The sequence below is a fragment of the Luteolibacter sp. Y139 genome, from assembly GCF_038066715.1.
Taxonomy (GTDB): Bacteria; Verrucomicrobiota; Verrucomicrobiia; order Verrucomicrobiales; family Akkermansiaceae; genus Haloferula; species Haloferula soli.
Window position 1 is genome coordinate 195,048 of the sequence record NZ_JBBUKT010000007.1, and the last position, 25,960, is coordinate 221,007.

Here is a 25,960-nt window from a genome sequence, read left to right on the forward strand (position 1 = left end):
AACCATGAAACGCATCCTCCATTCGCTGAAGGCCGCCGCCGGCCTCATTCTCGCGAGCATGACGCTGAGCCAGTGTGCCACCGGGCCGACCTCCTCGGGGGCCAGTGCTTCGCAGATCTCGTCCGATTCGCGCGTTGCCTTGAGGCAGCTGTATGCCTCGAATCCGAAGGCGCGGCAGCTCGGATCGCATGCCAAGGGGATCCTTGTCTTCCCGAGCATTGCCAAGGGCGGCTTTATCGTTGGCGGCATGGGTGGCAATGGTGCGTTGATCCGTCCCGACGGTAGCATTCAGGACTACTACCAGACCGGCGGCCTTTCCTATGGCCTGCAGGCGGGGGTGCAGAAGTATGGCTATGCCCTCTTCCTGATGGATCGCGAGGCCTTCGCGAACATCAACCGGGCGGACGGCTGGGAAGTCGGCAGCAGCCCGAGCCTGACGGTGGTCGACAAGGGGATGGCCAGTTCGCTTTCCACGACGACCATCGACAAGGGCACCTATGCCTTCTTCTTCAATCAGACCGGCCTGATGGGCGGCCTGGGCCTGCAGGGCTCCAAGATCACCCGCATCCATCCCGGCCGCTAACGGCCCGGATGCGGGCGACGCATGCCGGAACGGGAAGCCCGGCATGCGTCGAGTCCTGCAAGCAAGCTTCCCTCATTGCACCAAGGTGCAATGGCCCTGCGCTGCGGGCTTTGGCAGCGTCGACGACGGAGATTTTTACTTAATGACAACAGATCCTTTCATGACCTCATCCCGATCCATTCTTCGTGGCACGCTGATCGCCGGTGCCTGTGCTTCCTTCGGCTTGCTCGCTTCCTGCGGCAGTTCCGGTGGCAACAGCAGCGGGCGCGGTGCCTTCCTCGATAAAACCACAGCGACGCCGGAGTTCCAGAGAACCGATGTCCAACAGCGATACTCCTCGGTCTATGTCGCGCCGGTCGATATCTCGCGGCTGGCGAAGCAGGATTGGTGGCAGAACCAGAACGCACGGATGAAGTCGGACGTGCTGGCGAAGGACGCGCGGAAGCTCGGCAAGAAGCTGGAGGACTCGCTCAAGCGCGAAATTCTCGCTTATCCGGGCAACCGGCTGAGCATTGCCTCGCACCCGGGGCCGAAGACGCTGACGATCGAAACCGCGATCACCGAACTGGTGCCGTCCAAGGCTTATTGGAATGCCGGGGCGACTGCTGCCGGTTTCGTCGTCCCCGGGGCGGGCCTGCTCAGCGCTGCCGGCAGTGGCAGCATCGCGGTCGCGGGCCGGGCCAAGGATAGCAACGGCACGGTGGCGACCTTTTCCGACCGCCGCAGCGATCCACTCTCGCCGATCAACATGAGAGGCTACCAGTGGTACGGCGGCGCGGAGAAGAACATCGAGATCTGGGCGAAGAAGGGATCCGAATTCCTTCATGCTCCGCCAGGATCGACCGTCAAGCGTGCGTCTTCTGTGACGCTCAATCCCCTATAACAATCCATTCAGTGAACCCATGAAACGGACTTTCGTCTTCCTCTACCTCATGGCCGCCGGATTTGCGGTAGCCCAGGATACCGCTACCGCCGACCTTGAAGAGCGCCGGCAATCGGTGGTGACCCTCAAACAACACCTTGCCATGCGCGAAGAACGCCTCGCCGAGGTGGCCGCGGAGATCCGCCAGCGCGGGGAGGCGACGGACAAGAAGATCGGGCGGATCGTGGACATGCTCACGAGCCTGAAGGATTCGCAGTCGTCCAAGCGGCGCGTGGCCGACGTGAAGGGAGAGGCGATCGCCGGGCTCAAGCGGATGCTGGATGTGTACAAACGCGAGCGGAATGCGATCGTCCAGAAGATCAGGAGCGACAACTCCGCACCCGCGGAGGCGCTGATGAAGGACATGGAGGCGATCGACAAGCTCTCCGAGAAGCGGGTGGGTCAGATCGTGGATCTGGTGAAGTCGATGCCCGGTGGCGAAGACATCTCGAAGTATGAGCGGGACGGCAGCTACGAGTACAACGGCGTGGCCTACGAGAACAGCCGCATCAGCGAGGAGTGGCGGCAAAACCGCCGCGACAAGGTGGAGACCGAGAAGCAGCGCAACGAGGCCCAGGAGGCACTCAAGAAGGCCATCGATGATCTTGAACGTCGGCAGGCAACCCTCAAGTCCCAGCTTGCCGACGGGAAGCTGAACGAGACGGAGAAAGAACTCTATGAGCAGGAACTCGGTCATGTGAGCTCGCTGGTGGATGTCCGCAAGTCGCAGCTGCTGGCGGTGGCGGCGCCTTCCGCCGCGGGCACGAATGCCGCGTCGAAAGGAGAGGCGGACGACCTGACGCAGCTATTCCAGGATGCGCGGAAGGACATCGCCGAGGACTTTGCCAAGACCGTGCGCCTGTATCACTCCGCGGCCGCCGAGCGGGAAAAGATTCACGAGGTGAAGGAGAACTTGGCCGCACGCGAGAAGTGGCTCCAGGAGAACGATCCCGAAGCGAAGAAGAAGGAGAAGAGCGAATAACCTAACATTGCTGCTGCCATGAGCCTTGCCAACCGGCTTTCGAATCACTTCAGCGCCTGCCGACTCGTCAGCCTGGCGAAGGTCAAGGGGGCATCGGAGTTTCCCAATCGCGATTCCCGCGGGCCCTACGTCATCATGCAGCACGGCTACGAGCCGGGCGACGCGACGATGACGGGGGCCGACTACATCCTCGGCCGCTCCGGGGCGTGGCTGGGCACTCACTGGTTCATTCGCATGCCGGTGCCGGAGCGCCGGAAGGAATTCCTTTTCAGCACGGTGGCGGAGGTGATGGAGATGATGGAGAACCTTACCAGCAAGGTGGAGGTGATCCGCGACAAGCCTGACAATGTTTCCGGGGATGCTCCGGCGGACGAGGAAATGCAGAAGGCGCTCACCGAATCCTGAATTACCCTGTCTGCGATGAAATACAACCTGGACCCCGACCGGAAGATCTGCCTCGACGTGAACGACAAGGATACCGTGGAATTCAAGCTCCGCGATATCCTGGTCCCGCCCGACACGAAGATCTCGTTGAAGAAGGATTATGATCCGGATTTTACGGGAGGTTTTGAGGACAAGGCCGGCGCGCTGGAGCGCGTCGCCTCAAACGTGCAGCGCCTTTCCGAACTTCAAGAGAAGCTCTACGCGCAGGACGTCTATGGCATCCTGATCATCTTCCAGGCGATCGATGCGGCGGGGAAGGACGGGGCGATCCGCCATGTGATGTCGGGGGTGAATCCGCAGGGATGCAGTGTCACCAGCTTCAAGGCACCCTCGTCCGAGGATCTGGACCACGACTACCTGTGGCGCGCCACGAAGGCACTGCCGGCCCGCGGGATGATCGGGATCTTCAATCGCTCCTACTACGAGGAAGTGCTCGCGGTGAAGGTGCATCCCGAGTTTCTCGCCAAGCAGAACCTGCCCGGCAAGCCCGGTGGCAAGGCCTTCTGGGAACGCCGCTACAAGGAGATCAACCGCTTCGAGAAATATCTCACCAGCAACGGCATCATCCCGATCAAGTTCTTCCTCAATCTTTCGAGGAAGGAGCAGAAGAAGCGATTTCTCGCCCGGATCGATGAGCCGAAGAAGAATTGGAAATTCTCCGTGGCGGATTTCAAAGAGCGGGAGCGGTGGGATGATTACCAACAGGCCTTCGAGGACATGCTGAACCATACCAGCACCGAGCAAGCGCCGTGGTTCGTGATCCCCTCCGATAACAAGTGGTTCGCGCGGCTCGCGATCTCCGAGTCGATTTGCACCGTGCTGGAACGCCTCAAGCTCAAGTTCCCGGACATCGGCGATGAGCGCCGCGCCGAACTCCAGCGGATCCGCGAAGAGCTGCTGAAAGACTGATTCAAATTTTCACTCCAATGGATCGCCCTACCTCCAGTCGTCCCGGTCTTTTGGGAAGCCTCTTGCTTCTCGCCGCGGTGATGCCTCTCTCTTCCTGCAAGAAGGATGAAGCCGCAGCCTCTGCAGCGCCGCCACCCGCCGTTCTTACAGCACCTGCGACCAGTCGCAGCGTGAACATTGTCCGGACCTGGACCGGTGCGCTCGATGGTTCGAAGAACGTCGATATCCGGCCGCGGGTTTCCGGTTACCTGCTCTCGCGGGGCTACGAGGAGGGCAAGACGGTGAAGAAGGGGGATGTCCTGTTTACCATCGATCCCCGTCCACTCGAGGCAGAGCTGCAACAGGTGGAAGCGGATCATTTGATGGCCGTGGCCCAACAGACGAAGGCCGAGCAGGACGTCGCTCGCTATCGCCCGCTGGCTGAGAAAAACGCGATCAGCCGTGAGGATCTCGAACACGCGATCCAATCCCAGGAAGCGGCCAATGCCAAGGTCGCGGCGGCGCTGGCGGTGATCGCACAGGCGAAGCTGAATCTCGGGTTCACGAAAATTGTCAGCGAGATCGACGGGGTGGCAGGCTTCGCCAATCGTGAGATCGGTGACTTGGTCGGGCCGCTTGATTCGAAGGCGCTGACCACCGTTTCGACGGTGGATCCGATCAAGGTCAGCTTCCAAGTGAGTGAGCAAGAATACCTGGCGGCGAAGCGCAAGCGGGAGCAAGACGGCAAACCTGCCGTGGATGTGCCGGATGTTCCGGTTGGCCTTACCTTGGCCGATGGGCACCGGCATTCGCAGCCCGGGAAGATGTTCAGCATCAGCCGCGAGGTGAACAACCAGACGGGCACCTTTGAGATCACCGCTCATTTCCCCAATCCGGGGAATGTCCTGCGCCCCGGCCAGTTCGCCCGTGTCGATGCGATCCTCGGCACCATCGATGCCGTGCTCGTCCCGCAGCGGGCGGTGATGGAGGTTCAAGGCTCTTATCAGATTGCGGTGGTCACCGATGGCAAGGTGGAGATCCGGCCGGTGAAGGTCGGACAGCGCGAAGGCAGCGAATGGGTCATCGAGTCCGGCTTGAAGGCCGGCGAGACGGTCATCGTGGAAGGCGTCTCGAAAGTGCGCAGCGGCATGCCGGTGGTGGCCAGCCCATGGACGCCGCCAGCCACCGGAGACCAGCCCAAACCAGAAGGGAAATAAGCGCGCATGGCCTCCTTTTTCATCAATCGCCCGATCGTCGCGATGGTCATCTCCATCCTGATGACGATCATCGGGATCGTTACCTATTTCCGTCTGCCGGTTGCGCAGTTCCCGGACATCGTGCCGCCGGAAATCCAGGTGAAGACCACCTATACCGGTGCCGACGCCCTGACCGTGGAGCAATCGGTGGCCACGCCGATCGAGCAGCAGATGAGCGGGGTGGACAACATGAACTACATGCAGTCCGTCAACGGAAACGACGGCACGCTCAAGCTCACGGTCAATTTCGAGGTCGGTACTGACGTCAACCAGGACCAGATCCTCTCACAGATGCGCTCGAACCAGGCGTCCTCGCAGCTTCCGCAGGACGTCAACAAGTTCGGCGTGACGGTGCAGAAGTCGACGTCCTCGCCGCTGATCATGTTCGCGCTGTTCTCGCCGAAGGGGAGCTACGACAACGTCTTCCTGGCGAACTACGCCAACATCAACCTGAATGACGAGTTCACCCGAGTGAAGGGTATCGCGAGCGTGACCGTCTTTGGCGCGGGCCAGTATGCGATGCGGATCTGGGTGAAGCCAGACCAGCTCGCGAAGCTGGGCGTGACCATTCCGGAAATTCTCACTGCGGTGCAGACCCAGAACGCGGTGAATCCCGCGGGCACCATCGGTGGCGAACCGATCCCGAAGGGGCAGGAGTTCACCTATGCGGTGCGTGCGCAGGGGCGCCTCGAGACTCCTGAGCAATTCGGCGAGATCATCGTGCGGGCCAATACGGATGGCTCGATGCTGCGGGTGAAGGATGTAGCGCGCATCGAACTCGGCGCGCAGAACTACGCGATCAACGGACGCCTCAATGGCAAGCCTGCTGCCATTGTCTCGCTCTATCAGCTTCCGGGGTCGAATGCGATCGCTGCCGCCCAAGGTGCGAAGGATACGATGAAGCGGCTTTCGGAGAAATTTCCGCAGGATCTGGAGTACGTCACTTGTCTCGATACCACGCTCGCAGTGACCGAGGGGATGGTGGAGATCCAGCACACGCTGATTGAGGCGCTGGTGCTGGTCATTCTGGTGGTTTTCATCTTCCTGCAAGGCTGGCGTGCGACGCTGATCCCGTTGCTGGCCGCGCCTGTCTCGCTGATCAGTACCTTCGTGTTGTTCCCGGCGTTCGGATTCACGGTGAATACGCTATCGCTCTTCGGGCTGGTGCTGGCGATCGGCCTGGTGGTCGATGACGCCATCATCGTGGTGGAGGCGGTGGAACATCACATCGAGCACGGGCTGTCGCCGAAGGAGGCAACCCGCAAGGCGATGGCCGAGGTGAGCGGTCCGGTGGTGGCGATCGCGCTGATCCTCGCGGCGGTGTTCATACCGACGGCCTTCATTCCCGGGATCACGGGCCGCCTCTATCAACAGTTCGCGGTGACAATCGCGATCTCGATGCTGATCTCGGCTTTCAATGCGCTCACGCTTTCACCGGCGTTGGCGGCGCTGCTGCTGAAGCCGAAGTCGAAGAGCGGCGGATTGCTGCAGAAGTTCTTCGACTGGTTCAACCGGGTCTTCGGGGTCGCGACGAACGGCTTCGTCACGGGGTGCAATTTCTTCGTCCGGAAATGGATCATCGCGCTGATCGTGCTGGGTGGCTTCGTGGTGCTGACCGCGAGGCTCGGCAAGTCGATCCCGACCAGTTTCCTGCCTGAAGAAGACCAAGGCTATTTCTTCGCCCAGATCATCCTGCCCGATGCTGCCTCGATGCAGCGCACCGACGAGGTGATGAAGCAGTGCGAAGAGATCCTGAAATCGACTCCCGGCGTCGAATACTACAGCACGGTCACCGGCTACAACTTCCTTACCGGGGTCAACACCAGCTACAGCGGCATCTTCTTCATCTCGCTCAAGGGCTGGGGCGAACGGAAGGCGCCTGAGGAGCAATATCCCGCGATTCTAAAGCATGTGAACACCGAGTTCGCCAAGATTTCCGCGGCGCGCGCGTTTGCCTTCTCGCCGCCGGCGATTCCCGGCATCGGCACCAGCGGCGGCGTGACCTTCCTGCTGCAGGATCGCTCTGGAAAGGATGTCCAGTTCCTAGCCGAGAACGTGATGAAGTTCACCGCTGCTGCCCGCGAGCGCAAGGAACTCGCCGGCGTCACGCCCATGTTTTCGCCATCCGTCCCGCAGGTCTTCATGGACGTGGACCGTGAGAAGGTGCTGAAGCAAAGCGTGGATCTCGCCGATGTTTACAAAACGCTGCAGACTTTCATGGGCGGCTACTTTGTGAACTACTTCAACCGGTTTGGCCGGCAGTGGCAGGTCTTCGTCCAAGCGGACGGCGACTACCGCACGAACGTAGAGCAAGTCGGGCAGTTCTTCGTGAAGAACAAGGAGGGTGGTATGGTTCCGCTCAGCGCGCTCACTAACTCGAGATCGGTCAGCGGCCCGGAGTTCACGATGCGCAACAATCTCTACCGCAGCGCACAGATCAATGCGGCGGCCGCCCCCGGATACTCGTCCGGGCAGGCGATGAAGGCGATGGAGGAAGTCTTCGCGCAGACGATGTCGAGCGACCTTGGCTTTGGCTATCTGGGGATGAGCTATCAGGAGAAGCGGGCACAGGAGGGGGTCTCCTCTTCCGTTATCTTCGCGATGTCATTGCTCTTCGTCTTCCTGATTCTGGCCGCGCAGTATGAAAGCTGGACGCTGCCCTTTAGCGTGTTGCTTAGCGTGCCGGTCGCGGTCTGCGGTGCCTTCGGTGCCCTGATGGTCGGCAAGTATGAGAACAACATCTACGCCCAGATCGGGCTAGTGGTGCTCATCGGCCTGTCGGCGAAGAATGCGATCCTCATCGTCGAATTCGCCAAGATGAAACATGAGGAGGGGATGGAGCTCATCGAGGCCGCGCTCGAAGGGGCGAAGCTGCGCCTGCGGCCGATCCTGATGACCAGCTTTGCCTTTATGCTCGGGTGCGTGCCGCTGGCCACCGCCACTGGCGCGGGTGCCCTGTCGCGCCAGATCATGGGCTTCGTCATCATCGGCGGGATGATCTTCGCCAGCTTCGTCGCGATCTTCCTGATCCCCGTGCTCTACTACATGGTGGAGCGGATCACTGGCAAAAAGAAGGCCTCCCATGATGCTCCCGAAGCTCCGCCGCCGCCTGCGCATGCGTGAACGGAGCCTTTCCGGCATCCTTGGCGCCATTTCCCGGGTGAAGCAGGGGCTGTAAGCGGGAGCTTTCGTCCGCGGGATCGCCGCGTGTGTTCCGAGGGGGCCAGTGGATTGGCTTTGCCGATCCGACGGCGCGTGGCTTAATCGTAGTAACAAAGGCCGCGGGTGGTTAGAATGAGCCCGCCGGCCGACCCAAGCCATGCCCGACAAGAAGCCCGCCGTGACCCGTGAGATCCTGCGCCGCCTGAGGCGCGTTGTGTGGGCGTTTCTCCGTTCCAAGAGGGTGCGGGCGAGGGCGTGGCTGCTATTGGCGGGGCTGCTGATCCTGATGCTGGTGATCAGCGGCATGAACGTGCTGAACAGCTATGTGGGCCGCGATTTCTTCTCGTCGATCGAGCGGCGGGACAGTGCAGGCTTCGTCCGCTATGCGTGGCGCTATGTCGCTGTCTTCGCCGCATCGACCCTGGTGGCGACGCTGTTCCGCTTTTGTGAGGAGAGGCTGGGTTTGCTGTGGCGCGAGTGGCAAACGCAGCGGGTGGTGCGGGGCTACCTGAACCAGCACATCTATCTTCACATCAAGCAGACTGGATCGATCTCCAATCCGGACCAGCGGATGACCGATGACATTCGCGCGCTGACCACCACTTCGTTGTCGTTCCTACTGATGATCCTCAACGGGACCTTTACCGCGATCTCGTTCTCGGGAGTGCTGTGGTCGATCAGTCCGGTGCTTTTTGGAGTGGCCGTGCTTTACGCCGCCGTCGGGTCGGGCCTGACCTTTTGGCTGGGACGACCGCTGATCCGGCTGAATTACCAGCAGTCCGATCGTGAGGCGGACTTCCGGTCCGAGTTGATCTACGTGCATCAGAATGCCGAGGGGCTCGCCTTTACGCGGGACGAGGCGCGGATGAAGGAGCGGTTGGGGGCTCGAATCGACCAGCTGGTTTTCAATTACCGCAAGATCGTGGCGGTGAACCGCAACCTGAACTTCTTCACGGGCGGCTACAACTACATGATCCAGCTGATTCCGGCGCTGTTTGTGGCACCGATGTTCATTGCCGGCGGGGTTGAATTCGGGGTGATCGGGCAGTCAACGATGGCGTTTGCCACGCTGGTGGGGGCGTTCTCGCTGGTGGTTACGCAGTTCCAGTCGATTTCGTCTTATGCCTCGGTGGTCACTCGTTTGAGCGAGCTGGTGGATGCTTCGGAAAATGCGGCGCTTCGCAATTCGCGGTCGTGCCTTGATTGCAGCATCGATGGAGACCAGGTGGTTTATTCGAAGCTTTGCCTGAAGGCATCGGAGAAGGATGAACGGCTGCTTTTGCGGGATCTCGACGCTACCCTTGAGCCGAAGCGGAATGTGCTGATCACTGGTCCTAATCCGGCGGCGAAGACCTCGCTGTTTCATGCGACGGCTGGATTGCACGAGGCGGGGAGCGGTAGCATCCGGCGGCCTCCACCGGAGAAGCTGGCCTTTGTACTGGAGCAGCCGTACTTGCCGCCCGGGTCGCTGCGGGAGCTGCTCACTCCGCCCGGTGCGCCGGCACTGGCGGATCAGGAGATCCTGTCGCTATTCAATGAGCTGGGGCTCGATCTGGAGGGAGCTCGCAATGGTGACTTCGACACGCCGCAGCGCTGGGATGATGAGCTTAGTCTCACCGAGGGGCAGCTGCTCGCCGTTGCGCGGGCATTGCTAGGCAAGCCCGACTTCATCTTTCTGGATCACCTTGATGCGGCGCTCGACGGGGAGGAGTTCCGCAGGGTTCGTGACGTGATTGCGCGTCGCGGGGTAGCGGCGATTGTCTTTGGCAATGGGAAGACTTCCGATAGCGGCTACGACGCGGTGCTCGAGGTAGCTGCCGACGGGAGTTGGAAGTGGAGGGATAGGAATATCCCATCGGCGGAAGGCAAGGGAACGGCCTGAATCAGAACGGCCAGATGGTGCTCCAGACGCTGGCTTTGGCGCAGCGGATGACTTCTTCCTCATCCGACACACGCTTGAGGGCGCGGCTTGCTTTCAGGGCTTCCGTTCCTCTCGCGACGGCGCGCCATTCGATGGTCATGCCGGTGGCGCGGAAGAGGGTCCACATGGCCAAGACGCCGAGGGCGGCGGCGAAGGCTAACAGGGGGCGCATGCGAAAGCAGGCAAAGAAGGCGAAGATGCACAAGAGTGCGGGCAGTGCTTTTGTGAGGTAAGCGCCCTTGATGCGGGACTTGGCGAGGGTGTTGCCCTCTTTTTCCAGGAGGAGCAGCCCGCATTCCCGGACTGCGTTGCCGAGGGCGGCGGCGTGGGTTTCGGTGCCACCGCGTGCGACGGGGAGGCCGAGGTGCTGGCGGAGTTCACGGACGCTGATGCCGCAATCATGCCGGATTCCCTCCATCCGTGCCTTGGTCCAGAACCAGTGACGGCCCAGCCAGGCGCCGACCAGCGAGACGAGGGAGAGGACAAGGATGAGCTTCCAGATCACGGCTTGTTAGAAAGTCAGCGTTTCTGGCCGCCGGCGGCAAGCCATGCCTTCGGATCGTCCGGCCAAGGCTGCTTTGGATAGCGTCCGGCGAGGTCCTTCTTCATCTGGGTGTAGCCGCCAGCCCAGAAGCTGGCGAGGTCCTTGGTCATTTGCCATGGCCGGTGGTTGGGTGCACAGATGTGGACGAGCAAGGGGACGCGGCCACTGGCGATGGTGGGAGTTTGCCAGACGCCGAAGAGATCGCGGACCCGTAGGGCGATCCATGGGTCCTTGCCGGGTTCGTAGGTGATCTTGGCGCTCTGGCCATTCGGCAGGGAGATGCGCTCGGGGGCATAGGAGTCGAGGGCGGCGCGTTGCGTGTGGCTGAGCCACTCGCGGAGGACGGGCCAGACTTGGCGCTCCTTGATGTCCTTGTAGCTGACGGCGCCGTGGCAGATCTGCGCGACGGCGGCGGCGCGGTCTTCGTCTGACCAACCGGGGAGTTTCAGATCGGGCATCCATTTGCCGAGGTAGTCGAGGCGGGTGCACCATTGATCGACGGCGGCGTCCCAGTTCTTCAGCACCAGTTCGCCGGAGAGCACTCGCGCGGCGAGGATCTCGGCGGCGGCATCGAGATTGATGCCGTGGTCGCTTTCCTTCGACTCCAGGACGAGGTCGCGGAAGCGGGTCTCTTTCCGCGAGACGACTCTTCTACGAGGTTCATCGTAGGCGGCTCCGTCGGTAAGGGTGAAGTCGCCGGGGAAGAGTTCCTTCAGCCAGGCGGGATCGACGGCTGTCGCGCGGCGGAGCTGGACGGTGACGTCGCGGCCTTCGACCTCGGTGATTTCGGCGGCGACGAAGGCGGCGGCATTCTTTGCGGCGCTGTCGTCATCGAGCTTGCCCTTGCGCTTGTGGACGACGCGGCAGGCGAGGGTGGCTTCGCCGAAGCGCACGGCGAGCCGATCACTGAACGAGGCGAGCATGGCGCGGCCGACGGGTTCGCGGTGAGCGGCGAAGTCGATGGGTTCCCATGGCCAGCCGCGTTGGAGGGCGAGCTTTCGCAGGCGATCGAAGCCCTGTGCCACTTCGCGGGCGCCGCGGCCATGGATGCCGAGGGGGGCGCAGCGCTGGGGATTGAAATCCATCCCGGCGGCGGAATCGAAGGCTCGCCACTCGGCTTCGAAGTCGCTGGCGTCTTCCTTGAAGACGAAGTCCTTGCGGCCGATGCCGCCGCGCTTGTTCACGAAGATGCCTTCGCCTTGCACCGCGGCGGCGATGAAGGCCATTTCGGCGACGCAGCCTTGCTCCACTCCGGCGAGCATGAGGCGTGAGTAGCGGGGCTCCAGCGGGAGAGCGGCCATGGCGCGGCCTTCGTCGGTGAGATTGCCGTGGGAATCGATGGCGCCAAGGTCGTGGAGGAGCGATTCCGAGCGCTGGAGGCTTTCTTCCAAGGGCGCGTCCAGCCAGCGGAACTCGCGGACGTCGCGGACACCGGCTGCCTTGAGCAGGAGCACGGTTTCCGCGAGATCAACGCGGCGGACTTCCGGGGCATCGAAGGCTTCGCGGCGGGCGTGCTCGCTCTCGCTCCAGAGGCGGAAGGCGCGGCCGGGGCCGGTGCGGCCGGCACGACCGGCGCGCTGCTCGGCGGAGGCGCGGGAGATTTTGCGGACCAACAGGGTATCGATGCCGCGGCGGGGATCGAAGCTGGCTTCGCGGGCGAAGCCGGCGTCGATGACGGTGCGGACGCCCTCGATGGTGAGGGAGGTTTCGGCGACGTTGGTGGAGACGATGATTTTCGGCCGCTTGCCCGGGGAAACCGCTGCTTCCTGGGCTGCGGGCGGGAGGCCGCCGTGGAGCGGGAAAATGTCGTGGCCGCGTGCGAAGGAGGCGTTTTCGAGGGTTTCGACGGTTTTCCGGATCTCGTGCATGCCGGGGAGGAAGCAGAGCACGTCACCGGCATCGGGGAGGGCGAGGGCTTCCTTGCAGACGGTGGCGATGCGTTCCCAAACCGGGGTTTCGACGGGCGGGCCGCCGCGGCGGTCATTGACCTTCGGTCGCTCCGGGCGGTAGGCGGTTTCGATGGGGAAGGTGCGGCCACCGGCTTCAAGCATCTGAGCCGGAGCGAGATACTCGGCCAAGCCGCGGGTTTCGAGGGTGGCGGACATGACCAGCACCCGGAGGTCGGGGCGGGCGGCTTCCTGGAGATCGAGGCAGCGGCCGAGGGCGACGTCGACGGCGAGGCGGCGTTCGTGGAATTCGTCGAAAACGACTGCGCCGACGTCCTTCAGCTCGGGATCCTCCTGCAGCCAGCGCTGGAAGACGCCGTCGGTCATGTAGATCAGGCGGGTGTCGCGGCCGTAATTCGTGTCGAAACGGACGGCGTAGCCGACCTCGCCGCCGAGGCGGGAGCCGCGGAGCTTCGCCACCCAGCCGGCGAGGAGGCGCGCGGCCATGCGGCGGGGCTCGATGACGAGGATTTTTCCGGAAATCCCGGCATCCATGAGCATGCCGGGGACGGCGGTCGATTTGCCGGAGCCGGTGGGGGCTTTCAGCAGCACGCGGTCGCGCTCGCCGCGGGCCACGGCGGCTTTCAGGTCGGCCTCGATTTCATGAACCGGCAATCGCACGCCCCGGCGATAGCGGCGGGAAGGGAAATTGAGAACCGCCAATTTAAGAACCGCGAATTGGGGTTTGGCACAATCACTGCGACTCATGAATTCGTTGAACAAGCCCGGTGCGGAGTGCCGTTATTCCCATTGCAAGCCGGCCCCGGGGGGCCTAGGCTCAATCACATGAACACCCCACTCGCCATTATGAATCTAGGCGGACAAGAAATGATGGTCATTTTCGTGATCATCCTGCTGCTCTTCGGAGCGAAGAAAATTCCTGAACTCGCTCGTGGCCTCGGCAAGAGCATGGGTGAATTCAAAAAGGCTCGCGACGAGTTCGAACGCGAGATCACCCGATCGGAAGACGAAGTCCGGGTCAAGGAAGCCTCTGGCAAGGAAGCTCACGACAAGGCCTGAGCGGCATGAAATTCCTCCCTCGCTTTTTCCAGATCGCCCCGGGTTTGCTCGGGGCGTTTTTCTTGCTCCTCACCGGTTGCGACAAGAAGGACCAGGCGGGGGATTGGGCAGGCCAGGCACCGCCGCCGCCCGCGCAGGCTCCGGCGAAGACTGCCGCGGCCCCAGCGCCTGCGGCACCGGCCACGACGCCGGTGGCTGCCACGCCCGCGACGCCTGCCGCGGAGGTGGCTCCTGTCACGGAAGGCACGGTCCGGTTCGTCGGCTACAACGTCGAGAACTGGCTGACCATGGACCGCTACGTCGATGGCAAGAGCCTGAAGGGTGCGCCGAAGCCGGAGAAGGAGCGTCTCGCGGTGGCGAAGGTGATTGCGGAGGCGAAGCCCGATATTCTCGGCGTTGCTGAAATCGGCCACGAAGAGGACGTGAAGGATCTCCAAGCTTATTTGGAAAAAGCGGGTCATCCGATGCCGCATTCCTACCTGAACCACGGTGTGGATCCGACGCGCAGTCTGGTGATCTTGTCCCGTTTTCCGATCGGCAAGACGGTGGTTCACGAGAACCTCACCTACCGGATCGAGGGTAAGGAATATGGCATGCAGCGTGGCATTCTCGACGCGACGATCCAGACGCCTGTCGGAGCCTATCGTTTCATCGGCCTGCACCTGAAGTCGAAGCGTGATGTGACCGAGGGCGATCAGGAGGAGATGCGCCTTCAGGAAGCCCATTTGCTGCGCCGGGAGCTCGATACCATCCTGAAGGAAGATCCTAACGCACGCCTGGTGGTTTACGGGGATTTCAATGACACCCGCAACAGCCCGGCGATCAAAGCGATCCACGGTTCCGGGAAAGGACCGGAGACGCTGAACATGATCGCGCTGAAGGATTCGAAGGGCGAATACTGGACGCAGTTTTGGGACTTTCAGGACGTCTACTCGCGGATTGACTACGTGATGCTGAGCAGCGCGCTGAAGAAGTCCGTCGAATGGGATAACTGCAAGATCATCGATAGCGAAGGTGTGGACGACGCGAGCGATCACCGGCCGCTGTTCGTGATTTTGAAGTAGCAGGCTTGATCGGCGGGACTTGGCATGTCCGGTGGGATGTGCCAGTTAGAGGGTCGACATGGCGCCCCCAATAGCTACGCCGGAAAGATGTGCTTCCATCGGGCTTCTCGCTGGCCTTGCACTGGCGGGTATTTCGGGAGTCGTCGATGCGAATGGTGCTGCCGCTACGGCTGGTATCTTGGCTTGGCTGGGAGGCGTTGCGGGGAACCAATTCCAGTCGTGGTTCGGCTCCAAGATCAAGGAGCCGCCTCCTGGAGCCGAGGAGGTCTTCCGGAATCATCACATCCGGGCGCTGCTCCGGCGTGCTGTTGTCGTCTCGGTTGAAAAGAAAGCCGTCTGGGTTCGGGAAGAGCGAGGCAATGCCTCCGATCTCTTCCGTGATGCCGGGGAAATCCTAGCTGCCCGGCTTGGTGAATTGGTAGACGAGCCTTCCGGTGCTTTTGCCAAGTTCCAAGAGTTTGAGGTCACTGCGATTCTCGACAACTTCGTCGCCAACAAAGGGAAGATCAATGTCCTCACCTTGGATCTCTGGTCGGACTTGGTCGCGGAAACGCCCGAACTCCAAAGCCTTTCCGAGATCGAGCGTGCCGACTTGATCGGCGGGGTACATGAGGGATTCGGCGAGGCGCTGTGGGGCCTCTTCAAGCACGATGCTGCGACGGACCGGCAGGCCTTTGCCGCCATCGAATTGCTCTACCTGTCCCGCATCCTTCAGGCCGTCCAAGCCATTCCCGGTTCGTCTTCTTTGGATCTCTCCGGTTTGGTGGGCCGGATCGACTTGCTCTTCAAGGAGGTGAAGCAGCAGCAGGTCTTCTACTTCAAGGAAATCCTGAGCGACCTCCTTGCGGTAAACAAGACGCAGTCAGTTCACACGGAGCTGCTCCTGAAGATTCTCGCGGCCGTTACTGCTCCCAAGGCTCCGACCTTCGACGCACTCCACACCATCCCGCCGCCGCCGCTGGGATTCACCGGCCGTGAGGAGGAGTTGGAAAACCTGCGCCAGCGGGCCGGGCGGGGTGGTGCTGTCATTACAGGGCTCAAGGGCATGGGCGGCATCGGGAAGACGGCGCTTGCGCTGGTGCTCGCCAGGGAATGGGCATCTCGCTTCCCGGATGCCGCGCTGATGTTGGATGGCAAGGGGCTAGCCGGGAATGCTGCTCCTTCCGCGGCCAAGCTGATGGAGCAGGTTATCCTCGCGTTCCATCCGGAGGCGAAGTTGCCGGACGATCCCAGTGCCATCGCCGGCATCTATCAGAGCGTGCTGCATGGGAGGAAGGTAATGATCCTTTTGGACAACGCGAAGGATGCGGCGCAGGCGAAGCCGCTGCTGCCGCCCGACGGCTGCGCGGTCATCGTCACGTCCCGTTCTGGCTTCGCCATTGATGGCTGTGCGCCTTATGCGGTGGGCCGGATGAAGGATGGAGAGGCAGAAGCGCTCCTGCGTGGTGCGTATTCCGGGCTGACGGACGAGCAGGTGAACGAGCTCATTCGGCTCTGTGCCGGTCTGCCACTGGCTTTGAAATTGGCGGCTTCCCATCTGGCGTTGGATGCTGCTGACCGCGGGGGCGCTGCGGATGTGGCTGGGTATTTACGGAAGCTTGGCGGCGGGCGTTTGGCTCACCTCAATGCTGACGCCGAGGATGCCGGGGAGGTCACCATCTCTGAAACCCTGCGCCTGAGCGTCGAACCCTTGCTTGAGGACGAGAAACAGGCGTGGCGCCGTCTCGCGATCTTTACGTCCAGCTTCTGCGCCAAAGCGGCGGAGGTCATCGCCGGGGCGAGTCAGGAGATGCTTGATTCTTTCCTGCGCCGTAGCTTGCTGGAGGCGGATGGCGCTGATCGCTACAGGCTTCACGATTTCGCGGCGGACTACGCCCGCGCCCAACTCTCAAAAGAGCAAAAAGACTATCTCGCGTTGGCTCACGCGCGGCATTACGAGACCGTCGGGTATGAGGCGGATCGGTTGTATAAGGAGAAAGGCCTGCATCTTGAAGGACTCGCCCTCTTCGATAGAGAGCGTGCTCAAATCGAGGCTGCCTTTGCTGCGATGGAGGTCCGGCAGGACGGAGCTGCAGCGGGATTGGTGATCGGGATCGCCAACGCGATTGTCTACGTCGGGCAGTCTTTACGTTTCCACCCCCGGCAGAGGATTAATTGGCTAGAGGCTCAGCTTCGCGCTGCTGGTCGGATCGGACATCGTGAAGCGGAGGCCTACGCGTGGGGCAATCTTGGCAACGCGCACTCCGTGTTGGGTGATGTAAACAGGGCCATCGAATGCTATGAGCAGCTGTTGAAGATCGTCCGCGAATTAGGCGATCGGCACGGAGAGGGAGAAGCTTTGGGCAACCTTGGTACCGCGCACTCTGCGTTGGGCGACGATCGGACCGCCATCGGATATTATGAACAACATTTGGCGATCGCTCGTGAGAGTGACGACCGACGTGGCGAGGGCATCGCGCTGGGTAATCTCGGTGCGGCGCACAGGAACGTAGGCAGCACAACAATGGCCATAGGATTCCAGAAGCAACGATTGAAGATCGCTCGGGAGATAGGCGACCGGCGCGGCGAGGGCGACGCGCTAGGCAACCTCGGCAACGCGCATTCCGACTTGGGAGACACACGGGCGGCCATCGGGTACTACGAGCAGCACCTGGAGATCGCCCGGGAGATCGGCGACCGGTTCGGCGAGGGTGGCGCACTTTGGAACTCCGCGGAGGAGTATTACAAAGAGGGCAATCACGCCGAAGCCATCTTTCGGGCGGAACAGGCGCTGGGAATTCTAACAGCAATCGAAAACCCCAAGGCACCCTTGGTTCAGGCCTATCTCGCCGAGTGGCGGGGCGAGGCAGGTTGAGGCTGTGGCTTTCCGGCGGAGGCGAAGCGGCGATGGGGAGAACCGCTCGAGTTGCATCTCATTTCACCTCGACCACAACTGCATTCAGCAATGAGATGGTGGGAAGGGCAATGCCTTGGTCGGGGAGGGCGGCGGCATTGCTGTTGGCGGTCCACTGGGGACCGAGGCGGGTAGTGAAGGAGAGAGAAGCGGTGTCTTTCTTGCCGAGCCATTCGAGGGCGTTTTCGGGGAGGCGGAGTTTGGCGTTTTCGATGGCGTGGGTGCCGTTGAAGTTGGCGACGACTAGGAAGGCTTGGCCGGTGGTTTTGTCTTGGCGGAGGTAGCTGTAGAGCCAGTGGCCGCTGGCGGTTTCGTTGTCGAGGCGGCCGTAGTCGGGGTTGTCGTTGTTGGCGTGGTTGAGGCCGTAGAACTCGCCGCTGGTGAAGGCGGGCTCGTGCATGAGGTGGATGAGTTTGGCGTACCAGGCGCGGAGGGCTTTTTGGTCGTCGCTTAGTTTGGCGCCGTCGTATTTGCCGTTGTTGGTCCACTTGGTGAACTCGGGCATGGACCAGTAGTCGAAGATGGTGGTGCGGGCGTCGTCGCCGCCGAAGCCTTCTCTTCCTGCGGCGGGTTCGCCGACTTCCTGGCCGGAGTAGAGCATGAGGGGGCCGCGGCCCATGCCGAAGAGGACGGCACTGACAGGTCGTCCGACGTTCATGCCGAGGCCGCCCCATTCCTTGGGGCTGGCGATGCGGACTTCGTCGTGGTTCTCGGCGTAGCGGAGAGAGTGGTGGAAGCGGTCGCCGGTGAAGGTGAGGGCGTCGAGGTCATTGGCCCACTTGCCGGAGTCGTAGAGGCCTTCGAGGACGTCGTAGACGGGGTCATCGTAGACGGCGTCGAAGCCGGCCTTGATAAGGTCATCGAGGACGTGGCCGTCGGTGAGTTTGGCGGGGTCGTTGTCGTAGGCTTCGGCGGAGAAGAAGACGCCGGGCTTGCGGTCGCGGGCGCGCTTGATGGACCAGCGCCAGAATTCCATGGGGATCATGTGCGCCATGTCGGCGCGGAAGCCATCGACGCCCATGTCCTGCCAGTAGGCGAGGATGGCGTCCATGGTGCGCCAGGTCTTTGGAACGTCGGCAGGTGCGGCGTCGGGGCCGGGGAGATGGGAGGTGTGGCGGCCGGTGGTGAAGTCGTGGCCATAATTCAGCTTCACGGTCTCGTACCAGTCGTTGATGGAAGGGGACCACGAGATGACGTTGTTGCCGGTGACACGGCCGAAGGTGGTTTCGGGGGCGAAGTGGCCGGTGCAGCCGGGCAGATCCGCGGTGGGGAGCTTGAGCGGTGGGCCGCCGCCGGCGTCACTACTACGGAGGTAGTAGAAGTGGTTGTCGCGGGAGAAGAAGGTGGCGGTGTCGTCGCCCTTGCCGAAGGAATGCTCCGGCTTCACGTCGGAGTCGTAGGAACGGGCGACGTGGTTCGGGACGAAGTCGATGATGACCTTCAGCCCCTGGGTGCGGCAGCGGGTGAGGAGAGACTTGAATTCATCCAGGCGCTTCGCCGGGTCGACGGCGTAGTCGGGGCAGACATCGAAGTAGTCCTTGATGGCGTAGGGGCTGCCGGCGATGCCCTTGAGGATGTCCGGGGCATCGGCGGGGCGACCGGGGTAAGTGGTGCCGCTGGCTTGCTCTAACACGCCGGTGAGCCAAACGTGGGTGAAGCCCATCTCCTTGATGGAGTGCAGGGCGGCGTCATTGATGTCGCGGAATTTCCCGCAGCCGTTTTCCGCGAGCGTGCCGTTGACCTTGCGGGTCTCGTTGGTGTTTCCGAACAGCCGCGGGAGGAGCTGATAGATCACGGGACGCTCGGCGGCATTCATCACGGAAGCAGTCAAACAGAGCAGGAGGCTGGCGACAAACTTCATTGCTTCAGGAGGTGGCGGGTGGGTCGTCTTTCACCAGCAGGGTGGCGGCGGCGGCGATGAGCAGGCAGATGCCGCCGAAGACGACGGCGGAGAGGCGGTTGAAGCCCTCGAAGTTCGCCATCACCCGGCTGAGGATGATGGCGACGAGGATCTGCGGGATGACGATGAAGAAATTGAAGATGCCCATGTAGACGCCCATGCGGTTCGCGGGCAGGGCGGACGAGAGCATGGCGTAGGGCATGGAGAGGATGGAGGCCCAGGCGATGCCGACGCCACTGAAGCAGGCGAACTGGAGAACCTGCGGATTTTTCACGAAGCCGGTGGCGGCGAGACCGAGGCCTCCGAGGAGCAGGGAGACGAAGTGGATGCGCTTCGCCGGGACCTTGTGACCGACGAAGAGGAGGGCCATGGCGGCGAGGAAGGCGACGAAGTTGTAGTTGGCGAAGCAGTTGTTCGCGAGGTCGATGCCGTCCTTGTAGAGTTGCGAATTCGTGTCCGTGGCACCGAGGATATTCCGGGCGACGGCCACGCTGAAGTAGATCCACATGCAGAAGAGGCCCATCCAAGTGAAGAATTGAACCACCGCGAGCTGTTTCATGCGGGATGGCATGGCCTTGAGGGCGGCGATGACTTCGCTCACGCCGGAATGCTCTGGCGGCTTTTCATCGGGCGAGGGAGGGTGCTCCTTCGTGGTGAAGACGGTCCACAGCACGGCCAGGATGAAAACCACCGCGCCGACGGAGAAGGCGACGTGGACGGTCTTGGGAATGGGTTGTCCGGCACCGGTGAGGGTGCTGACCCCATGGTCCCGCAACCAGCCGGGGAGCTTCGAGGCGATGACCGCACCCGCCCCGATGAAAACCGACTGCATCGCGAAGCCGACCGTGCGCTGCCGCTCCGGCAGGAGATCGGCGACGAAGGCGCGGAATGGCTCCATGCTGACATTCACCGAGGCATCCAGGATCCACAGCAGGCCGGCCGCCATCCAGAGGGAGCCGGAATGGGGCATGAGGAACAGGGCGAGGGAGGAGAGGATGGCTCCGACGAGGAAATAGGGGCGCCGGCGGCCCCAGAAAGGGTGCCAGGTACGGTCGGACATTGCTCCGATGATGGGCTGGACCAGCAGCCCGGTGAGCGGAGCGGCCAGCCAGAGGAGGGCCAGCTTGTCCTCCGAGGCGCCCAGGTATTCATAGATCGAAGACATATTGCCCATCTGCAGGCCCCAGCCGAACTGGATGCCGAAGAAGCCGAAGGACATGTTCCAGATCTGCCAGAACGAGAGGCGGGGTTTTTCAGACATGGGTTTGCAGAAAAAAGGGGGATCCCCAGCTTGGACTGGAGAGTGGCGGATTCCAGGTCGCGCGAAAAGCCCGGTGTGAATCCTCCCCAATCTCGGAATGTTGGATCTAACGGTCCGGTTTAATTCCCAAACACGTTCCGGTTTGGAATTGCCCCGGGTCCGTGGATTTCCGTAGCGTTCGCGGGTAATGAAAGCATTCCGCCCCTGGTTCACCGTTCTTCCCGTCACGGCCCTCGTCCTCGGTTCCTGCGAGAAGAAGGAGCAGGCTGCCGTCCCGCCAGCCCCGGCTGAGGCCGCGAAGGCTCCGGTAGCGGCGCCCGCCGAAGCTCCTCCTGCCGCTCCGGTGGTGAAGGCCCTGACTCCCGGCGAGCGGGCGTCGATGCTCGGTATCGTGGGTCATCTCTCCAAGGATACCGAGAGCGCGATGGCGCTCTATGACGGCAAGGACATCGTGAAGCGCCTGAAGTCCCTGAAGAGCTGGGAATTCATCAAGGAGCTGGCCAAGGAGGAAGATGGCACGGACATCGAGGCGGATATGGCGGAAGGCGCCGAGGAAGCCGGCAAGTTCCTGGGTCAGGAAATTTTCCTCGCGACCGGCAAGGGCACAGTCCCGCAGGTCGCGAACCTGGTGAAGCTCGGCCAGCGTAGCAATTACTACCAGATGCGGGTGATGGCCCAGGCCTTCGCGGCCGGTGCCAAGAGCGGCGATTTTTCCGGCATGGATAGCGCCAGCGAGCAGGTGATGATGTCGATGGCCAAGGAGATCGGCAAGGAGATGGGCATCGTGGAAACTGCCGCCATGCCGCCGACGCTGATCGGCGTGAAGGCGCAGGATGCCGAGGCACTGGCGATGGCCCAGCAGGAACTTTCCAATGGCCTGGACGGCCTGATGCAGATGCTCGGCGAGGCGGCCAAGCCGCTGGAATTCACCAAGGGCGGCGTCGCTTTCAAGGGCTACAAGCTCGCCGGAAGCTTCCTGGCGGAGCAGATGGAAGCCGGACGGCAGGAGATGGAACAGACGCTGGAGCCTGCCGACGTGGATCGCCTGATCAAGGCGGTGAAGACCAAGAACCTGGCAATCGCGCAAGGGGCGCTCGGCGACTACCTGATGCTTTTCGTGGGCGACAATGAGGAAGCCTGTCCTCTGGCGGACAAGGTCGAGGACTCGCTGGCTGCCAACGACGCGATCTCCTTCGTGGATGGCTACAAGGGCAAGAAGCTGGCCGGTTTCCTTTACGGCGACCAGGGGATCGTGAAGGCAGGTGTGGTCGGCAATTTCAAGGACATGGCGCTGGGCATTCGCGACGGCCTGGCCGGTGCTGAAGGCCTCGGCGATACCCGCGAGCTGGCTTCGCTGCTGGAGCTGGTGGGCGAGAAGGAGGACGCGCTGGTCGCCCTGGCCAAGGCCGATACTGTTGGCGGGCTGGTTGTGCTGGAGGATGGGGTGAAGTTCGAGCTCTTCGGTGGTGTCGACCACGGCGCGATGGACTCCACGGCCGCCCACAAGCTGGCGAACCTGGGATCGACCGACGATGTGCTGCTGTTCGGCAACTGGGTGGCTGACAAGGAATACGCCAAGCGTGCCGGCGAGTGCGGCGAGGCGCTGGTGGAAACCGCCTATGCCATCGCTGAAAAGGTCGCGGGAGTGAAGGTGGAGGACTCGGAGGAGTTCGCCCAATTCCAGCAGGGCTTCGCGCTCTTCAATGAGAAGTTCCGCGCCGACACGATCGCCATGTGGGATGCGCTTTCGGTCGCGGGCACGGGTCTCGGCAATGAGACCGCGATCGTGATCGACCTCAAGGGTTCGGTGCCGCCGTTCCCCGGCGTGCCTCAGGAGCTGGTCGATGGTGGCCGCTTTGTCCGCGCCTCGATGATTTCGCCGGTCACGGATCGCGCGAAGCTGAAGGACTCGTGGACTAAGGTGGATGGCTCTCTGAAGAACGTCTTCAAGACCGTGAGCGAGCTGGCGGGAGAAGACATTCCGAAGCAAACGCCGATGTCCTCGAAGGAAGGCGACTTCACGACCTGGTTCGTGCCGACGGCGGTGTTCGGTGACTTCGTTCCTTCGGTGACGGTCAGCGACAAGTGGTTCGTGGCTTCGACTTCCAAAGCCCAGGCGCTGGACCTCGCGGCCTCGGCGGAGAAGGCGGCGGGCGATCGCAAGGGCGCCTGGATGGAGCTGGACTTCGACACGCTGCGCAAGTTCACCGGCGACTGGGTTAACCAGCTGGAAAAGAACGGTGAGGCCGTGCTTGGCGATAAATTCGAGAAGTTCAAGGAGGACCTCCCGCGGATCAAGAAGGGCCTCGCGGCCTTCGAGGAATTCGACCAGCTGAGCGTTTACGAGCGCCGGGAAGGTGGAAAGCTCCGCAACACGGTGCACTTCAAGGTGCGCTGAGTTCATCCGGTGTCCCAAAGGTTTCAAACGGAAGGCCTCCCGCAAGGGAGGCCTTTTTTGTGCCCGATGACGCGTTTAAGGCCGCTTAAATGCACTTGTCGCTAAACGAGCGGCTGGCCTTTTGACGTTACTACTGAAATTCCCAGCCCCGGTCCTCCGTTGTTGCGTCCCTGTCCTGCATTTGGGATCCAGCACGAGGTCCGTGCCTGACGGATTCCGAACATGACGACTCACCGATAGCCGGGAGGACCCACCCGTACCCTATCCTCCAACACCGCAACCGACCTAAGCATGAAGTCCGCTCTCGCACCGTCCATTTTTGCCGCCCTGGCGCTATCCACCGTCACGCCGGTCTTCGCCGCGTGGTATGAGGACATGCAGATCGGGCCGGCATGGAGCAATACCTTTGCCGCGACCATCGACGGCAAGGAAACCCCGGCTGCCGTGAAGGGCATCCTCGTGGATCTCGGCGACGGGGTTCACGCATTGTTCGACACCGAGACCCTGCGGGTGGTTTCGATCTACAAGGGCTTCGTGCACTGGGGCGGCACGCCTTGGACCGGTGAGCACGGCAAGCTGATCCGGATCGCCAATGAGGGTGACAACGCCTTCATCACGACACCGGCCGGGCCGGGCTGGGGCGATGCTTCAGGGAACTTCACCGACAAGCGTTCGAAGGACCTGCATGGCTGGGGAAATCTGGACTATGCGAAGTTCAAGGGGTTCTTCCGGGACGGGAAGAAGATCATCTTTTCCTATGAGGTGAATGGTGCGGCGGTCCTTGAATCGCTGGAGGCTTCCGGGGATAGCGTGACGCGGCAATTCCAGATCGCCCCGCACAAAGGTGCGCTGAGTGTGATCCTGGGCGGCGCGGATGCCGTCGAGAGCGCCAGCGGTCCTGCGGCTGCCCTGAAGGGTGGCGTGACCGTGGCTGTGGGCGGCAAGGGGCCGACGCTTTCGAAGGACAAGGAGGGTTTGGTCGCGAAGATTGCGGCTGCGAGTGCTCCGCTCAGCTTCACGGTCACCTATGCCAAGGGTGGCAAGGCGGCCCCGGCCGCACCGGTCGATCTGGCTGCCCGCACGAAGGGCGGGGATGGAATCTGGAAAGAGACTCTCACGACCACTGGCAAGGTTTCCACCGACAAGGACTCTCCCTGGGTGGTGGATTCGCTTGGTGTGCCGGACAACAATCCGTGGAAATCGAACATCCGCTTCAGCGGATTCGATTTCATCGACGAGGACACCGCCGCGATTTCGACGTGGAATGGTGACGTGTGGACGGTGAGCGGCCTGAAGGGCGACTGGAGCAAGCTGACGTGGAAGCGCTTCGCTTCCGGTCTCTTCGAACCGCTGGGGGTGAAGGTGGTCAATGGTGTGGTGATGGTTCATGGCCGCGACCAGATCACGCGGCTCTACGACCTGAACAAGGATGGTGAGGCGGACCGGTATGAGGCTTTCTTCCGGGACAACGCCGTTTCGCCGAACTTCCACGAGTTCGCCTTCGAGCTGCAGACGGACAAGGCGGGGAACTTCTACACGTGCAAGGCCTCGCCAGTGCGTGGGGGCGGCCGCGGCTTTGACACGATCTACCCGCACCACGGCACGATCCTGAAGATTTCCCCGGACGGTAAGAATTATCAGGTGATCGCGACCGGCCTGCGGGCACCGGGCGGCATGGCGGTGGGACCGAATGGTGAGATCACCACCGGAGAGAACGAGGGCAGCTGGCAGCCGCGCTGCAAGATCAACTACTTCACGCCGAAGCAGGCCCCGGTCTTCCTGGGCACCGAGCCGAGCAAGCACGACGTCAACAAGCCTTACCTGGAGCCCCTCTGTTTCCTCCCGATGGAGGTCGACAACTCGGGTGCTTCCCAGGTCTGGGTGCCGGAAGGCGTAGACTTCGGCCTGAAGCCAGGCGAACTCATCCACTGCTCCTACGGGCAGTCCTCGATCTACCGCGTCCTGCCTTCGCCTGCCGCGGATGGGACGATGCAGGGCGGCGTGGTGAAGATTCCGGTGAGCCTTGGCTCCTCGGCGCAGCGCGTGCGTTTCCACAAGGACGGCTCGCTCTATCTCTGCGGCCTGCGTGGCTGGCAGACGAATGCGGCGTCCGAAACGGCCTTCCAGCGCATCCGCTATAACAAGGGGGTGGAGGTGACGCTTCCGAACCAAGTGGAGCTGATCAAGACCGGCGTGCGGATCCACTTCGACGTCCCCGTGGATGCGGAGCTGGCAGCTGATGTCGAGAGCTACAGCGCCGAGCGCTGGAACTACGTGCGCAGTTCGCAGTATGGCTCGGGTGAGTTCTCCGTGGACAAGCCGGACCGCGAGCTCGAGAAGCAGGCGCAGGAGAAGGAGATTCGCCCGAACAACCACGACAAGATCAAGATCAAGGCGGTGCGCGTCGCGAAGGATGGCAAGTCGGTGGAGATCGATTTGGACGGGCACAAGCCGTCCGATCAGTTGAAGGTCTCCTGGGACTTGGAAGACAAGGACAAGAAGGTGATCAAGGGGGACTACTACGGGACCTATCGTAAGCCGTCGAAGTAAGGCACCCGCGATCGGAAGATCGAACAGGTGTCTTCATCAGCGCCAACGGCGCGCGATTTCCAAGCCCCGGTTAACAGCCGGGGTTTTTCGCGTGGTGGTGATGGCGGAGTGAAGGGCGCGAGATGGGGTAGAGATACGGCAGATTGCTATCGGTTATCACCCTCGAGCCGGTTTCATCGTTTCACCGTCTGGCGGGCCTTCAGCCCTTCAAGTCAGTTGCCCCGGT

17 protein-coding genes are annotated in these 25,960 nt (G+C 62.1%); 13 read left to right on the forward strand and 4 right to left on the reverse strand.

The features are described 5' to 3' along the window. Positions 1–4 precede the first annotated feature (4 nt). From WKV53_RS18035 to WKV53_RS18070, 8 genes are all read left to right on the forward strand, one after another. Positions 5–583, forward strand: a complete 579-nt coding sequence (locus tag WKV53_RS18035; RefSeq protein WP_341406176.1) for a lipid-binding SYLF domain-containing protein — start codon at positions 5–7, stop codon at positions 581–583. A 160-nt stretch (positions 584–743) separates the two neighbouring features. Beyond that, the gene (locus WKV53_RS18040) at positions 744–1,466 is read left to right on the forward strand and encodes a DUF3313 family protein (protein WP_341406177.1); all 723 of its coding nucleotides are present in this window, start codon (positions 744–746) and stop codon (positions 1,464–1,466) included. A 19-nt stretch (positions 1,467–1,485) separates the two neighbouring features. Further along, positions 1,486–2,487 (forward strand): hypothetical protein, encoded by a 1,002-nt coding sequence (locus tag WKV53_RS18045; protein ID WP_341406178.1) that lies wholly within the window; start codon positions 1,486–1,488, stop codon positions 2,485–2,487. 18 nt (positions 2,488–2,505) lie between these two features. Continuing rightward, the gene (locus WKV53_RS18050; RefSeq protein ID WP_341406179.1) at positions 2,506–2,892 is read left to right on the forward strand and encodes a hypothetical protein; all 387 of its coding nucleotides are present in this window, start codon (positions 2,506–2,508) and stop codon (positions 2,890–2,892) included. Between the two features lie 15 nt (positions 2,893–2,907). Then, positions 2,908–3,840 (forward strand): polyphosphate kinase 2 family protein, encoded by a 933-nt coding sequence (locus WKV53_RS18055; protein WP_341406180.1) that lies wholly within the window; start codon positions 2,908–2,910, stop codon positions 3,838–3,840. Positions 3,841–3,857: 17 nt separating this feature from the next. After that, on the forward strand, positions 3,858–5,036 hold the full coding sequence (locus WKV53_RS18060) for an efflux RND transporter periplasmic adaptor subunit (protein ID WP_341406181.1): 1,179 nt from the start codon (positions 3,858–3,860) through the stop codon (positions 5,034–5,036). Positions 5,037–5,042: 6 nt separating this feature from the next. Further along, the gene (locus tag WKV53_RS18065) at positions 5,043–8,198 is read left to right on the forward strand and encodes an efflux RND transporter permease subunit (protein WP_341406182.1); all 3,156 of its coding nucleotides are present in this window, start codon (positions 5,043–5,045) and stop codon (positions 8,196–8,198) included. 196 nt (positions 8,199–8,394) lie between these two features. Beyond that, positions 8,395–10,119, forward strand: coding sequence for an ABC transporter ATP-binding protein/permease (locus tag WKV53_RS18070; protein ID WP_341406183.1), 1,725 nt, complete (start codon positions 8,395–8,397; stop codon positions 10,117–10,119). A gap of 1 nt (position 10,120) precedes the next feature. Here the strand turns inward: WKV53_RS18070 and WKV53_RS18075 are convergent, their stop codons facing one another. Both WKV53_RS18075 and hrpB read right to left on the reverse strand, forming a co-directional pair. After that, on the reverse strand, positions 10,121–10,663 hold the full coding sequence (locus tag WKV53_RS18075) for a hypothetical protein (RefSeq protein ID WP_341406184.1): 543 nt from the start codon (positions 10,661–10,663) through the stop codon (positions 10,121–10,123). Between the two features lie 14 nt (positions 10,664–10,677). Next, positions 10,678–13,269 (reverse strand): ATP-dependent helicase HrpB, encoded by a 2,592-nt coding sequence (hrpB, locus tag WKV53_RS18080; protein ID WP_341406185.1) that lies wholly within the window; start codon positions 13,267–13,269, stop codon positions 10,678–10,680. Positions 13,270–13,434: 165 nt separating this feature from the next. Here hrpB and WKV53_RS18085 point away from each other — a divergent pair, with 165 nt between their 5' ends. From WKV53_RS18085 to WKV53_RS18095, 3 genes are all read left to right on the forward strand, one after another. Continuing rightward, a complete protein-coding gene (locus WKV53_RS18085; RefSeq protein ID WP_341406186.1) occupies positions 13,435–13,668 on the forward strand; it encodes a Sec-independent protein translocase subunit TatA/TatB in 234 nt (77 codons plus the stop codon). 5 nt (positions 13,669–13,673) lie between these two features. Then, positions 13,674–14,732, forward strand: a complete 1,059-nt coding sequence (locus WKV53_RS18090; protein ID WP_341406187.1) for an endonuclease/exonuclease/phosphatase family protein — start codon at positions 13,674–13,676, stop codon at positions 14,730–14,732. A 178-nt stretch (positions 14,733–14,910) separates the two neighbouring features. After that, on the forward strand, positions 14,911–17,586 hold the full coding sequence (locus WKV53_RS18095; RefSeq protein WP_341406188.1) for an ATP-binding protein: 2,676 nt from the start codon (positions 14,911–14,913) through the stop codon (positions 17,584–17,586). Positions 17,587–17,644: 58 nt separating this feature from the next. On the opposite strand, the gene WKV53_RS18100 is transcribed toward WKV53_RS18095, so the two are convergent. Beyond that, on the reverse strand, positions 17,645–19,486 hold the full coding sequence (locus WKV53_RS18100; RefSeq protein ID WP_341406189.1) for an alpha-amylase family glycosyl hydrolase: 1,842 nt from the start codon (positions 19,484–19,486) through the stop codon (positions 17,645–17,647). A gap of 4 nt (positions 19,487–19,490) precedes the next feature. After that, on the reverse strand, positions 19,491–20,786 hold the full coding sequence (locus WKV53_RS18105) for an MFS transporter (RefSeq protein WP_341406190.1): 1,296 nt from the start codon (positions 20,784–20,786) through the stop codon (positions 19,491–19,493). A gap of 187 nt (positions 20,787–20,973) precedes the next feature. Between WKV53_RS18105 and WKV53_RS18110 the strand changes: the two genes are divergently transcribed. Further along, positions 20,974–23,184 carry a hypothetical protein gene (locus tag WKV53_RS18110; protein WP_341406191.1) on the forward strand — a complete coding sequence of 737 codons (2,211 nt, stop codon included), beginning with the start codon at positions 20,974–20,976 and terminating at the stop codon, positions 23,182–23,184. A 291-nt stretch (positions 23,185–23,475) separates the two neighbouring features. Next, complete coding sequence (locus tag WKV53_RS18115) at positions 23,476–25,734, forward strand: DUF6797 domain-containing protein (RefSeq protein ID WP_341406192.1); 2,259 nt, start codon at positions 23,476–23,478, stop codon at positions 25,732–25,734. Positions 25,735–25,960 lie beyond the last annotated feature (226 nt).